12 protein-coding genes are annotated in these 12,476 nt (G+C 44.9%); 5 read left to right on the plus strand and 7 right to left on the minus strand.

Annotated features, from left to right (window positions below; genetic code table 11):
- Positions 1-278: 278 nt before the first annotated feature.
- Positions 279-1,010, plus strand: a complete 732-nt coding sequence (locus BM021_RS10480; protein ID WP_090720984.1) for a hypothetical protein — start codon at positions 279-281, stop codon at positions 1,008-1,010.
- 319 nt (positions 1,011-1,329) lie between these two features.
- Here the strand turns inward: BM021_RS10480 and BM021_RS10485 are convergent, their stop codons facing one another.
- Complete coding sequence (locus tag BM021_RS10485; protein WP_090721019.1) at positions 1,330-2,031, minus strand: type 1 glutamine amidotransferase; 702 nt, start codon at positions 2,029-2,031, stop codon at positions 1,330-1,332.
- Between the two features lie 168 nt (positions 2,032-2,199).
- On the opposite strand from BM021_RS10485, the gene BM021_RS10490 reads away from it, so the two are divergent.
- Positions 2,200-3,582 carry a DUF2868 domain-containing protein gene (locus tag BM021_RS10490; protein ID WP_090721020.1) on the plus strand — a complete coding sequence of 461 codons (1,383 nt, stop codon included), beginning with the start codon at positions 2,200-2,202 and terminating at the stop codon, positions 3,580-3,582.
- A 2-nt stretch (positions 3,583-3,584) separates the two neighbouring features.
- Positions 3,585-4,991, plus strand: coding sequence for a GTPase/DUF3482 domain-containing protein (locus BM021_RS10495; RefSeq protein WP_090720985.1), 1,407 nt, complete (start codon positions 3,585-3,587; stop codon positions 4,989-4,991).
- A 33-nt stretch (positions 4,992-5,024) separates the two neighbouring features.
- On the opposite strand, the gene BM021_RS10500 is transcribed toward BM021_RS10495, so the two are convergent.
- Positions 5,025-6,059, minus strand: coding sequence for a methyltransferase (locus tag BM021_RS10500; protein WP_090720986.1), 1,035 nt, complete (start codon positions 6,057-6,059; stop codon positions 5,025-5,027).
- A 73-nt stretch (positions 6,060-6,132) separates the two neighbouring features.
- Entirely contained in the window at positions 6,133-6,654 is a 522-nt protein-coding gene (locus BM021_RS10505; protein ID WP_090720987.1) for an SRPBCC family protein, read from the minus strand.
- A gap of 480 nt (positions 6,655-7,134) precedes the next feature.
- Between BM021_RS10505 and BM021_RS10510 the strand changes: the two genes are divergently transcribed.
- Positions 7,135-7,977 (plus strand): HDOD domain-containing protein, encoded by an 843-nt coding sequence (locus BM021_RS10510; RefSeq protein ID WP_090720988.1) that lies wholly within the window; start codon positions 7,135-7,137, stop codon positions 7,975-7,977.
- Positions 7,978-8,049: 72 nt separating this feature from the next.
- On the opposite strand, the gene BM021_RS10515 is transcribed toward BM021_RS10510, so the two are convergent.
- Positions 8,050-8,619, minus strand: coding sequence for a hypothetical protein (locus BM021_RS10515; RefSeq protein ID WP_177186359.1), 570 nt, complete (start codon positions 8,617-8,619; stop codon positions 8,050-8,052).
- Between the two features lie 448 nt (positions 8,620-9,067).
- Here BM021_RS10515 and BM021_RS10520 point away from each other — a divergent pair, with 448 nt between their 5' ends.
- On the plus strand, positions 9,068-9,571 hold the full coding sequence (locus BM021_RS10520; protein WP_371116394.1) for a CinA family protein: 504 nt from the start codon (positions 9,068-9,070) through the stop codon (positions 9,569-9,571).
- Positions 9,572-9,593: 22 nt separating this feature from the next.
- On the opposite strand, the gene BM021_RS10525 is transcribed toward BM021_RS10520, so the two are convergent.
- The 3 genes from BM021_RS10525 to BM021_RS10535 all read right to left on the minus strand — a co-directional run bounded on the left by BM021_RS10525 (position 9,594) and on the right by BM021_RS10535 (position 12,424).
- Positions 9,594-10,208: a YqhA family protein gene (locus BM021_RS10525; protein ID WP_090720990.1), complete on the minus strand. Its 615-nt coding sequence runs from the start codon at positions 10,206-10,208 to the stop codon at positions 9,594-9,596.
- Positions 10,209-10,338: 130 nt separating this feature from the next.
- On the minus strand, positions 10,339-11,229 hold the full coding sequence (sucD, locus tag BM021_RS10530; RefSeq protein ID WP_090720991.1) for a succinate--CoA ligase subunit alpha: 891 nt from the start codon (positions 11,227-11,229) through the stop codon (positions 10,339-10,341).
- 13 nt (positions 11,230-11,242) lie between these two features.
- Positions 11,243-12,424, minus strand: coding sequence for a malate--CoA ligase subunit beta (locus BM021_RS10535; protein ID WP_090720992.1), 1,182 nt, complete (start codon positions 12,422-12,424; stop codon positions 11,243-11,245).
- Between the last annotated feature and the right edge of the window lie 52 nt (positions 12,425-12,476).

Genomic DNA, 12,476 nt, shown 5'->3' on the forward strand with positions numbered 1-12,476 from the left:
TCTTTCATAACCGTGCCTTCGATAGTTTGGATGCGCTTGAGATACATCTGGAGAGCGCGCTAAAAAGCCTCGAATCAAACCAGGAAACTATGCGCAGCATTACCGGATGGGATTGGATTATTAATGCTGTTCCTAAATAGAATTGGAATAACGCGTAGGACATGCTTCCTAACAATCCCATATGTTAGTTAGATTTTGTGTAGATCTTCACTTAGATTTGCGATGTTATAATCTTATAGATATTTTTTGTACCATATTTGAACAGCTGCAGAGGAACTATGATTAATAAGCTAATAATTCTTAAAATAAAGTTATTAATTTTCTTATTCTTCGGATCAACTTTGGTGAATGCTCAAACTCTAGGTACTTATCGTTGGAATATTTCTCCTTTTTGTAACGTTATTACCTTAACAATTACTCAGTTTGAAGCTGGGTGGTCTGCTGTGGGCTCAGATAATAATTGTGGTTTGACAGAGGCATCACCAGTTAGCGGTTCATTTAGTAGTATAGGTAGAGGTTCTGAATTTAAAGGAATTTTAACTTCTGAAGGATTAGATAGGCTTACCACAACAATCACTACGTTAAGAATAGATTCGGAAAGCGGTGGAGGTGATTGGGTAGATGATGCAGGCAATACTGGTAACGCTGTATTTAATCCAGCGACTGCTCCAGGCCAACCTCGAATAATTCAAAAAAATATGTGGCTTTATGTTACTTCAAATGGTGTTTTTTTACCTTTCTATGAGGGGGTTACTGTTACACATCCAGCAACTGGAGAATATTGTATAGTTATTCCTAAGAGAAGATCAGTCGTTGGGACTCAAGCTACCTCTGCTGACCGTAATAATAGAACAAACATTGTTACTGTAGGGGTATCTCTAGGAGAACAAGGAGGTGTTGAAAGTGTTTGCAATCCACTTATTACTGATACCCATGATGTAATTCCCGTTTATATAACAAAACCAGATGGCACTCCAGTTGACGGTTACTTTACTGTCTTTGTACCTTAAAGTAGAAACTTATTAATACTTACTATTCACTTTATGTGCTCGACAGAATAATGTGATTCTGCCTACACTTGTCAACAAGATTTTACTTACATCAGTAACTTAGAAATTTATATGTTAAAAATCGATAGTATTGTTTCGATACCCAATGAATTATCCGAACGCATTGTTCTATGTGTGTTCATTGCTGCGATTTTTCTTTCTCTTGTATTACCTACATAGCTGACCGCAGACACCGCTAAACATTGAAGCGCTGGATTGCTGTTAATTGTGTGCCGCGTAGCGGGGCTCGCTGTTTTTGGGTTAATTGCTTAAATTCTGGTTATTTCAAGTTAACAATCCATTTTCGGTACAGGCGTTCGGCAACCGCATTGAGTTCTGCTACGCGCTCGGGTAGATTTTTTTCAATCTCATCCATCGATTGCACCGACGGTTCATTCAGGCTGGCAAGCTCTTCCGCGCCGACACTGCACCAGTCGCGCACCATGCGCTCAGTCATTTCAACATGACACTGCATGCCCAGATGCATGCCCAGCGCAAATGCCTGATTCTCACAATATGGGCTGGAAAGTATGCAGGTTGCGCCTGGTGGCAGACTGAAAGCTTCTCCATGCCAATGAAAGGTCTGAAAAGTGGTTAGATCATCAAACCAGGCGTGGGCAATGGGGTTATCAGGCACACTGACTTCACCCCAACCCATTTCTTTCACCAAATTAGCGCTGACGACGCCACCCAGCGCTTTGGCTATGAGTTGGCCGCCCAGACAATGGCCCAGCACCGGCATATCCGTGGCAACCGCCTGCCGGATCAATGCGAGAGCAGGTTCAATCCACGGCAGATCATCATTGACGCTCATCGGACCGCCCATAAATACTAAGCCACTGAATTCATAGATGCTGGCGGGAGGGTTTTCACCGGCGTCTATTTTAATCAGACGCCATGGAATATGATTATTATCGAGAAATGTGGCAAAATAGCCTGGCCCTTCAATGGGCAAATGTCTAAAAATTGCAACCGGCTTCATGGGAATATTCCTGCCATACTTTTGAATGATCTGATAACGAATTTTAGCTTGTTTTACCATAAATTTTCTGCTGAAAATCCAAGCAAATTTCTCTTTGATACCTGTGAAACACAAATACATCAACACATATAAAATCCTGATTGTTATTCTTCTGCAATGGGCCGCCTGATGTCAGCAAAAAAATATTCCTTTGCTGATTTGGTGCGCATTGAACAATTACGCAAGATAGAGTCCGCTAAAGCGGAGGAATTATCGTATGCCAGCATCAAGGATATGCCAGGCCCTGCTGCGAGTGACTTTAACTACACCGAATTCATTCGGCGACTGAGCACTCGTGCCAAGCATCTGATTCAGGATAACGCTTTGGAAGAGGCGTTGCGTCAGCCGCACAAACAATTTATCCGTGCTCACCGAATTTGCCTGGCGCTCGCGGTTATTCTGGGCGGCTTGGCTGCAAGCCAGGCTGTCAGTGAATCTTCCACACTGAATATTTACTGGTTGCTCGCAGTGCTGCTGGGATTTAATACGATTTCACTGCTGCTGTGGTTATCAGGCATTACCTTGAATTTGCAAAGCCTGAGCAGCGGCATTGTTGCGCAATTGGCCAGTTGGTTACCTTACCGGCATAAGAAAGATCCGACGATTGCATCGCTGGCGTCGCACGCGTGGTGGGAGAGTTGTCTAACCGGCGATGTCGGCAAGTGGCGCATCAGCGTTTTAACGCACAAATTCTGGTTAACCTATCTAACCACCGGCATGGTGTTATTGATACTGCTTATGCTGGCCAAGCAATATGATTTTATTTGGGGTACGACCCTGTTGCCAGACAATACGCTACCTAAGCTTACGCAAATGCTTAGTACACCGCTGGAAGCGATGGGATTGAAAATTCCCGATGATCCGCAAATGGTTGCCAGCAGAATAGGAATAAGCAAACAAGATGCGGCGACGCGCACGGCTTGGGCTACTTTCCTGATCGGTGTATTGCTGGTCTACGGCATATTCCCGCGCCTGCTAGTGCTTGGCCTCTCGCTCGTCATGCAAAAATGGAGCGAGCGACGGTTCAGGTTGGATTTGTATTTGCCCTATTATATTGAATTGCGTCAGCGTCTGATGGCGCGTGAGGTCAAAGCCAAGGTTATTGATGCAGATCCGCATGCCGGTGTTAAGCCTGCCGAAGTTGCCCGTCCTTCAGAAAATATTGCTATTCCTTCCAATGCACAGGCTTTTGGTATTGAACTGGATCATGCAGCACACTGGCCTGAATCAGTGACCTGTCGCTTGAATATTATCGATCAACAAACACTTGACGAGGCGATGGCACTGACAAAACAATTGCATGGTCCATTGCTGCTGGGGGTTGCAGCATATCGTTTACCCGATCGGGGTGTACAGCGCCTGATCAAGGAATTGGTCGACAGCAGCAATGGGAAACCTTGGTTGATTTTGTTGAGCAAATCATCGATGCCGGTTGCAAACAACCGAGAAATTGCCTGGTTCCGTCTCGCGGAAGCTTGCGGCATTCCCGCGGAACATGTGATTACCCAATAAATATGATGATTAGAAATCCTCATCGTCCCGACACCCATTCATTGCTGAATATCACCGTCGTCGGCCATACCAATACTGGTAAAACATCGCTGATTCGCACCATGCTGCGCAGTACGGAATTTGGCATCGTTGAAGACGCTGCAGGCACTACGCGGCATGTTGAGCAAGCGACCATATCCGCCGATAACGAACCGATTCTGAACTTGTATGACACGCCCGGCCTGGAAGATTCCAGGGCATTGTTCGCGCATATCAGGAAGCTGCAAGCAGCATCGAAATTATTATTACCCGCACAAGTGCTAGAACACTTTGTCACGCATGTTTCCGTAAATGATCCATTGGAGCAGGAAGCCAAAGTGATCCGGCAGGTATTACGCAGCGATATTCTTTTATATATCATTGATGTACGTGAGCCTTTTCTGGAAAAATACCGCCTGGAATTGGATATACTGACCCAATCTGCGAAGCCGATCATTCCTGTCTTCAACTTTACCGCCGCGCATCAGCAGGAGCTCGCCCAATGGCGGCAACATCTGGCAGCCTATCGCATGCACGCAACGTTGGAATTTGATACGGTAGCGTTTACTTTTGAAGCAGAAAAAAGGCTCTATCAGAAAATACAAACACTGGTGGAATCTTATTATATGCCGCTGCAGAAACTGATAGATTATCGCGCCAAATTATGGAACCAGCTCTGCTTATCAGGGGCCAAGCGAGTAGCTGAGCTGATTGTCAATATTGCTTGTTATCGCGAAAGCAAGACTGGCAAAAATAGTCAGATCGCGGATTCACTGGCTGAAGACCGGCTGCATGACTTTGTCCGTAAAGCGGAGCAGCGTTGTCTGCACGATTTATTATCAATTTTCAATTTCTCCGAGAAAGATGTGGCCATGCAGAAAATACCGGTCAGCAACGGTCAATGGCAACTGGACATTTTTGCGCCCGGCATACTCAAAGCGTATGGGCTGGATGTCGGCAGCGCCGCAGCCAAGGGCGCTGCAGCAGGCGCCGGTATTGACTTGATGGTCGGCGGCATGAGCCTGGGTGCAGCCAGTGCGCTGGGCGCCATTGCCGGCGCCGGCTGGTCGACCTTCAAGCGCTATGGCGACGAAATCAAGGCAGCCGTCAAAGGCACTCAATGGCAATGTGCCGATGAAACTACATTGCAAGTATTGTATCTGCGCCAGAAACACTTGCTGAAGAAATTAATGCACCGCGGCCATGCCGCTCAGGATACCTTGCTGGTGGATAAAGCCGATAGCGAAAAATTACCTGATCAGTGGAGTCAATTGATCAGTATCTTGCGGCAAAACCCCGGCTGGCATGAACCTTCTGTAACCCGCAATAATAATCCGCAATATCAGGAAATAGAAGCTAAGCTGGTGGGTGCGTTAATGGATGAAGGCTAGTCCTTAAACCATGCTGATAAGGAATAGCCAAAACTAAGGCTTGCGGCCCGTCACGATACTGTAATAGCCAAAGGCTTTGCGGATTTGAATATCCTTAAAGCCGATTTCCTCCAGCATTGTCGATAATTCCAGTCCGGAGTATTGCTTGCCTTCGGTCCAGCCCATCATCATCATACTATAGGCCGCGGCTGGGAATGGACCTGTCTTTTCATCGTTATAGAGCATCTCATGAATAACGATACGTCCTCCGGATTCAAGGCTACTAAAACTTTTTGCAGTCAGAAAATGGCATTTTTCTGGTGTCCAGTCATGATAAATATTTGAGAAAAAATGCATATCAGCCAACGGCCAGCGGTCACTCCAAATGTTGATTTCTTGTGTTGTGATCCGTTCCTGCAAGCCGTACTGACTAATATATTCTTGGGCAATTTCGCATACCTGACGAAAATCGAGAAATATTACTTTCAGGTTGGGTAACTTCAATGCTGCGCCAATCGAGTGAGCGGCAGATCCGCCTGCAACATCGAGCATCAGCCGGTGCCCGGAAAAATCCAGCACCTCAGGCCAAACAAATGCTGAGGTGATACTGATGCTGTGCATGCCGCGCGTGAAGCGCTGCAGTAACTCAATCTGCTCTTCGTGAGACTTAAAAATGTCACCTCCTCCGTAAGCTTGGGGAGAATCCGTAAGAACTGCCTTTTCGAGCGTGGCGAAAGAACATACTTGGTAATTAGCGATCATCAGGTCCCAGAAGAAACCAAAGTAATTCGGACTTTGCTCCAGCAAATATTCTTTTGCAACTGCGGTCAGAGAATAACGCCCTTCCTGCAAAGATAAAAAACCCAAGGCAGTCGCTACAGTCAGGATTGCTTCTGCCGGGCGCTGCTTGATATGCAATGTATTGCAAATATCTGCCAAGGTGGATGGATTGTTCGCCAGCAGAGGAAAGATTTTTAGCCGATGCGCTAGCAGGAGTGCAGGATAGCCGTAAACTGCAAAAACTACATCCCATACCGGACGATCATCAACTTGCGGTGCCTGAATGTTGGAAAAAGTATCTTGTGTCATCCGGTCCTCCTTTAAGGGTTTATAAACACCTATCATTCATGATGCATAAGATCTTTGCGGTTGTATGCATGATTCAGGGTGATTCCTGATGAGCAGAAGTCTTGATAGATTTTTCTGCCTCAATCAGGTGCTTAATATTCTGAACCGTTCGTTCAGCGCCATCTTTTATGGCACCACGAACTAATCCTTCGAAGGGTCGCATGATTGCCAGAATTTCAAGCAGCTCAAAAGAAAACGTTAATTTGGTTGAGTTTTTAGAATCGAGATTCTGTAATTCATAGGTGCAGCGGAAAGGATCAGATACGCCAATAAATGTTAAACGTACGCTGGGTTCATAATTTGAAATTTTAAACCTGGATTCTGTTCGACGCCCAAGGTCGATACGCACCTGACGTCCTTCAGTTCCCAGCTTTACTGGGCCGGGCGTGATTTGCTCAAGCTCTTTAACTTCGGGAGACCATTTGGGATAATTCTCGAACAGGCCGTCTGCGAGATACTGAAAAAGCTCTTCGATTGAACATTCTATTATAGTTTGCGCTCTGCCGATGACCGGCTCGGTGGAACCTAAATTAAGCATAGAACCTAAATTGAACATATTGCTTAACCCTTTCTGATTGCTGAATATCAGCCCAGCTTATGATTGGCATGAGCTTAGACGTTAAACGAATAAAGAATCGATTTCAAGCACTATATCAGTAAGGTAAGACAAAAGCATTCGTAATGATCCAAAAAATCAAAAAACTGTTTAAGTAGTTTTATTTTACTGTTAAATATAGTTTTAATGCACTGTTACACAACATGAATTAAGTAGCTGATTATTAAAATTAGAATCAGAATGTAGTACTGCTATTGGATACGAAGGCAACGAGTATACTGTAGAAAACTGAATTTGATTGTTATCATGCCGTACATAATCCCCTCAATTTTGTTCGTTGCCCATTTTTGCGATTCTGAATACTCTTCAGAGAGTGGCGAATCGCCTGATAATGGTCATTTTATTTCAGAAAAAGTTCTGGGATCTGACCTAGCAAGAATTAGAGATAATGCTTTTATTTTTTACTGAGTGAAGGTTTAAATGGACCCTTACACAATAATAACCAATGCTCGCTCAATTTTTTCTTTACCGGATGTGGTAAGTCGTATCAGTGAATTAATTGATTCGGATGAGGCGACCAATGCTGAACTGGAGCAAGTGATATTAAATGATCCGGCATTAACAGCAAAATTACTGAAATTTGCGAACAGTTCCTATTTTGGTCTATCTGGAAAGGTAGAAACTGTTTTTAGGGCGATCTCCATCATCGGGCACAAGGAGTTACGCAATCTGGTTATTGCATCTTCGGTAACGACGACGTTTAAAGATATCCCATCCGATTTGGTAGATATGGATACGTTTTGGTATCACAGTGTAACTTGTGGCGTTACGGCTCGCTTATTAGCCTCTAGTGTTGATAGTAGAGAACGTTTTTTTATTGCTGGGCTATTGCACGGGGTTGGCAGATTGATACTCTTTAGTCAATATCCGAAAGAGTCTGCAAAAATATTAAGTTGCATGAATCAAGGTGAAGATGCCGTAATCAATGCTGAGCGTAAAATTTTTGGTTTTACACATGCTCAATTAGGGGCTGAGCTTTTGCGGCAATGGCGGTTACCCATGAATATTTGGAAAATGGTCGAATTCCAATTCGATCCGATGAAGGATGATGCATACCAGCATGATGCTGGTATGCTTTGTGCGGCGGTCAATATCGCTAACCTTATTCAGCCATGCACTAATCAAAAAGTAAGTGACGAGAAAGCTGTGCCTGCACATGCGCTTGAAGCATGGAATGGAGTGGGTTTGTCGCCGGAATTAGTGGAGTCGATGATGATGGTAGCTAAACTGCAAGCCACTGAATTGTTAAATATTGTAAGGTAATTATTGACTTAAAACGTGCTATGGCAAAGTTAAAGTGCAACAGCAATACAGTCACTGCGCGTTTATATCCTGTTAATCTCTTCGGTTATACCGATCTTCCTTTTTATCATAATTTCTTCCTGGAGCATGTTTTTCCCAATGCTTGTCATTACCACGCTGCGGATGGTCATAACTGTTTGGTTGGCCTTGGTGGTCTTCATCAAGTTGCCGACGCACTTTATCCCTTCTTTCTGAACGCTTCTGCCCGCGATCGTCATTGTCATGATGACGTGCTGAGTTATAGTGCCTGTCGGGGTAATTGTTCTGACTGTGATAATGAGGCAGATAAACATTGTTGTACCAATCTCCATCGATGAAATAGACGGATTGGTTGCAGGCATTATAGCGATAACAGTGTTTGTTCCATTTCTTAGCATGACCCGGAGGCACATGGAGATAAATCGGTTGTTGCTGAATGGCAACAACGGCCGGTCTAGCGAGAATAGGGTCAGGATAAATCAATTGAGGTCGGGGATAATGGCTGCCTAAATTGATCTGGCCATAAAAGCCAGGCTGGCCAATACTGATTGAAACTCCTAAATCATTGGCTGATGCGGATGCTGCAATGATTGAAAGCCATGCTAACAATAAAAAATATCCCATCTTATGCTCCTAATAAAAAAGTCATTAACCTAGAGTTCAAGTAATCAGTTTTTCCAGTTCAAGGCATAATCACTAAAACGGCATGAACGTATATTCCTGAAGCTCGATTATCATTGATGATTAAGCTTATGAAGTGATGGCTGTGGCATATATACCGATGTTCTTCCATATTCTCATAGCCATTCAATGAGCGCAGAGATCAATGGATATTCGATGTCCGACATGGGACCATAAACAGCCAAGTGATAAGCAACGAGCAATAAGAGGAAACAGCTTTAATGCATCAATAAAATGGCATTCTGACTGAATGATCAGCTTGTATATTCTTAGGATATAATTATTCACCAGTTATTTGTAAATGACCAACCTCTTGGTATGGAGCGGCATATTGCTTTATCAAAGCAATGTGCTTTTGATCATAGTCATAAAAGGATAGGAAATTTCTGAAATCAATCAAAATCTCTTTGACTTAGCGGTAGCAGTAGGAGAGCATCTGTTGCAGCGCGGATTTATGCTGGTGACTGCCGAATCTTGTACAGGAGGCTGGCTGGGTCAGGCAGTCACTGCTGTGGCTGGCAGCTCAGGTTGGTATGAACGGGGCTTTATCACCTATAGCAATGCTTCCAAATGTGAAATGCTGAGCATTCAGCAAGCTACATTAGATCAATATGGGGCTGTATCGGCACAAACTGCGCAGGAGATGGTTATCGGAGCGCTTAACAGAAGCCATGCTCAGGTTGGCGTATCGATTACGGGTATTGCTGGTCCCGATGGCGGCACTGCAACAAAACCGGTGGGAATGGTCTGTTTTGCCTGGGCGATCAAAGATGGCCTGGTAAGGCAAGAGACTCATTTTTTTAAAGGGAATCGGGAAACAATCAGACACCTATCTGTGGCTACAGCTTTGCAAGGAATACTATACTTATTAAATGATGTAACTGCTGTTGCTTGAGATTAAGCAAGCAATTGATCGTTCAGTGATCACCTGATTGCTGGCTGGATTGTGTGAGGAGACGATCGCAGTATGCAATAGCAATCGCTGAAAGCAAAAATGCCAAGTGGATACCGGTTTGTGCAATGAGTGTTTTTGCGTCATAAGCGCTGGCGTTGATAAAAGTTTTCAGCAAGTGTATCGATGAAATTCCAATAATGGCTGTTGCCAGTTTGACTTTTAAAACAGACGCATTGACATGTGATAACCATTCTGGTTGATCCGGGTGACCTTCCAGATTCATGCGTGAAACAAAGGTTTCATAACCCCCAATAATCACCATGATTAATAGATTTGAAATCATCACGACGTCGATCAAGCCGAGAACAACCAGCATAATGGTCGTTTCAGTGAGCTTATCGGGCTTGCTTGTGCCTTCAATCGCAACGACATCGAGAATATGCTGCAATGAAGTTTGATTACCCATTACAGCGCCAATCAAATCAGATAGTTCAATCCAGAAATGAAATACATATACACATTGTGCTAATACCAACCCAAGATACAACGGCAACTGTAACCAGCGTGTGAAAAAGAGGAAACGGGCTACGTAAATTCTATTCGGCGGACTATTTTTTAAAGTATCTTTATTTTCCATATCATAATATTGGTTTTAGAACTTAATAAGCTGCAAAATGATTTGTTACTTGTAGAACTTTATTCTACGCGCTTGGGAATAAGGGTACGCAAAGAGATACCCTTATTTTTACCTATTATTGTGCTATTTTTTATTGCATTTTCGCTAAAACTTCTGCAACGGTTTGTCCCATCATCGATGGTGTTGGGCAGATCGTGACACCGAGCTCTTTCAATATCGCTACTTTTTCAGCAGCGCTTTCACCGGCCGATGAGATGATCGCGCCTGCATGTCCCATGCGTCGCCCTTGTGGCGCTGTCAAGCCTGCAATATAGGCGATCAATGGCTTGGTCATGTTTTCTTTAGCGAATCTGCCGGCTTCCACTTCTTGTGGGCCGCCGATTTCACCGATCATCAGCGCCACTTTGGTTTCAGGATCTTCTTCTAATCTTTCCAAGATATCGCGGTGCGAGCTGCCGGGAATCGGATCACCGCCAATACCGACAGAGGTTGAAATGCCAATATCAAGCAACCGCATTTGATCAGCAGCTTCGTAGCCTAGCGTTCCAGAGCGGCCGACAATACCGACATTACCACGTATATAAATATGGCCGGGCATGATGCCCAGCATGGCGCGACCGGGGCTGATGGTTCCTGCGCAATTCGGGCCGGTCAGCAACATGCGGTTATTCTTGGGGAAACGGCGTAAGAAATTCTTGACCGTCATCATATCCTGGGTCGGTATGCCATCGGTAATGGAAACGCAATATTTGATGCCTGCATCAGCAGCTTCCATAATAGAGTCCGCTGCAAATGCGGGTGGCACAAAGACAATACTGGCTTCTGCGCCAACCTGGTCGACCGCTTCTTTGACGGTATTGAATACCGGTAATCCCAAATGAGTTTGTCCGCCCTTTCCTGGGGTAACGCCGCCAACCACATTAGAGCCATAGCCGATCATTTCCTGCGCATGAAAGGTACCGATTTTTCCGGTAAAGCCTTGAACAATAATTCGTGTTTTTTCATTAATTAATATTGCCACTTTGTGCCCCCCTCTAGCCTTCTTTGGCTACGACTTCATTACGTGCGCGCACCACTTTTTCCGCTGCATCCGCTAAAGTATCTGCTGTGATAATCGGCAAGCCGCTATCTGCAATAATGCGGCGACCCTCTTCTACATTGGTTCCCGACAATCGAACCACCAACGGTACTTTCATGTCGATATTTTTAACCGCATGCACGACCCCTTCCGCAATCCAGTCGCAGCGGTTGATACCGGCAAAGATATTGACCAGCATCGCTTTCACATTGGCATCAGCTAATACCAGACGAAAAGCTTTTTCAGTGCGTTCAGCTGAAGCACCGCCACCGACATCAAGAAAGTTGGCGGGTTCGCCACCAGCCAGTTTGATCATGTCCATGGTGGCCATTGCCAGACCGGCGCCATTGATCATGCAGCCGATATCACCATCCAATCCGACATAGCTTAAGCCGACTTCTGCTGCGGCAACTTCGCGACTGTCCACTTGTGAATTGTCGCGTAACTCTGCGATCTTGTGGCGTCGGAACAAGGCATTCTCGTCAAAAGCCATTTTGGCATCCAATGCAATAATCTCGTTGTTGGTAGTCAGGACTAAGGGGTTGATTTCCAAGATATTTGCATCCAGATCACGCAAAGTGCGATAGCAGCCTTTAATGGTTTTGATCGCATGATTGAGTTGTGCGGTGTCGATATTCAGCGCAAAAGCCATTTTTCTGGCTTGGAAATCCTGCAACCCGACCGCTGGTTCAATATAGATCTTAATGATAGCTTCTGGGTTGGTTTCGGCCAACTTCTCAATTTCCATACCACCTTGCGCTGAGCCGACCATGATGACTCGCTCGCTGGTGCGATCAATCATGAATGACAGGTACATTTCCTTGGCAATGCTAGTGCCTGCTTCGATGTATAGCCTGGAGCAGGTTTTGCCGGCAGGGCCGGTTTGATTCGTGACTAGGTTTTTTCCCAACAGTTCCTCGGCGGCTTTTTCGACTTCAGCGTGGGTTCTGCAAATCTTGATGCCGCCAGCCTTACCGCGCGCACCCGAATGAATTTGTGCTTTGACGACCCATACATCACCGTCAATTTCCCTCGCGCGCTGTGTAGCTTCCACTACGCTATAGGCTAAGCCGCCTTCAGCGATTTTGACGCCGTATTCAGCCAAAATTTCTTTTGCTTGATATTCATGAATATTCAATTCAATTTCCTCAACAATTGCCTTAAATTCAATTTGATAATTTGTAAATTAA

It is taken from the genome of Nitrosomonas sp. Nm166 (assembly GCF_900112825.1).
GTDB lineage: Bacteria > Pseudomonadota > Gammaproteobacteria > Burkholderiales > Nitrosomonadaceae > Nitrosomonas.

Excerpts from the sequence above, each read along its gene's own strand:
- BM021_RS10485 (WP_090721019.1), bottom strand. The coding sequence starts at position 2,031 with ATGAAGCCGGTTGCAATTTTTAGACATTTGCCCATTGAAGGGCCAGGC.
- BM021_RS10505 (WP_090720987.1), bottom strand. The coding sequence starts at position 6,654 with ATGTTCAATTTAGGTTCTATGCTTAATTTAGGTTCCACCGAGCCGGTC.
- BM021_RS10495 (WP_090720985.1), top strand. The coding sequence starts at position 3,585 with ATGATGATTAGAAATCCTCATCGTCCCGACACCCATTCATTGCTGAAT.
- BM021_RS10515 (WP_177186359.1), bottom strand. The coding sequence starts at position 8,619 with ATGGGATATTTTTTATTGTTAGCATGGCTTTCAATCATTGCAGCATCC.
- BM021_RS10525 (WP_090720990.1), bottom strand. The coding sequence starts at position 10,208 with ATGGAAAATAAAGATACTTTAAAAAATAGTCCGCCGAATAGAATTTAC.
- BM021_RS10480 (WP_090720984.1), top strand. The coding sequence starts at position 279 with ATGATTAATAAGCTAATAATTCTTAAAATAAAGTTATTAATTTTCTTA.
- BM021_RS10510 (WP_090720988.1), top strand. The coding sequence starts at position 7,135 with ATGGACCCTTACACAATAATAACCAATGCTCGCTCAATTTTTTCTTTA.
- BM021_RS10500 (WP_090720986.1), bottom strand. The coding sequence starts at position 6,059 with ATGACACAAGATACTTTTTCCAACATTCAGGCACCGCAAGTTGATGAT.
- BM021_RS10490 (WP_090721020.1), top strand. The coding sequence starts at position 2,200 with ATGTCAGCAAAAAAATATTCCTTTGCTGATTTGGTGCGCATTGAACAA.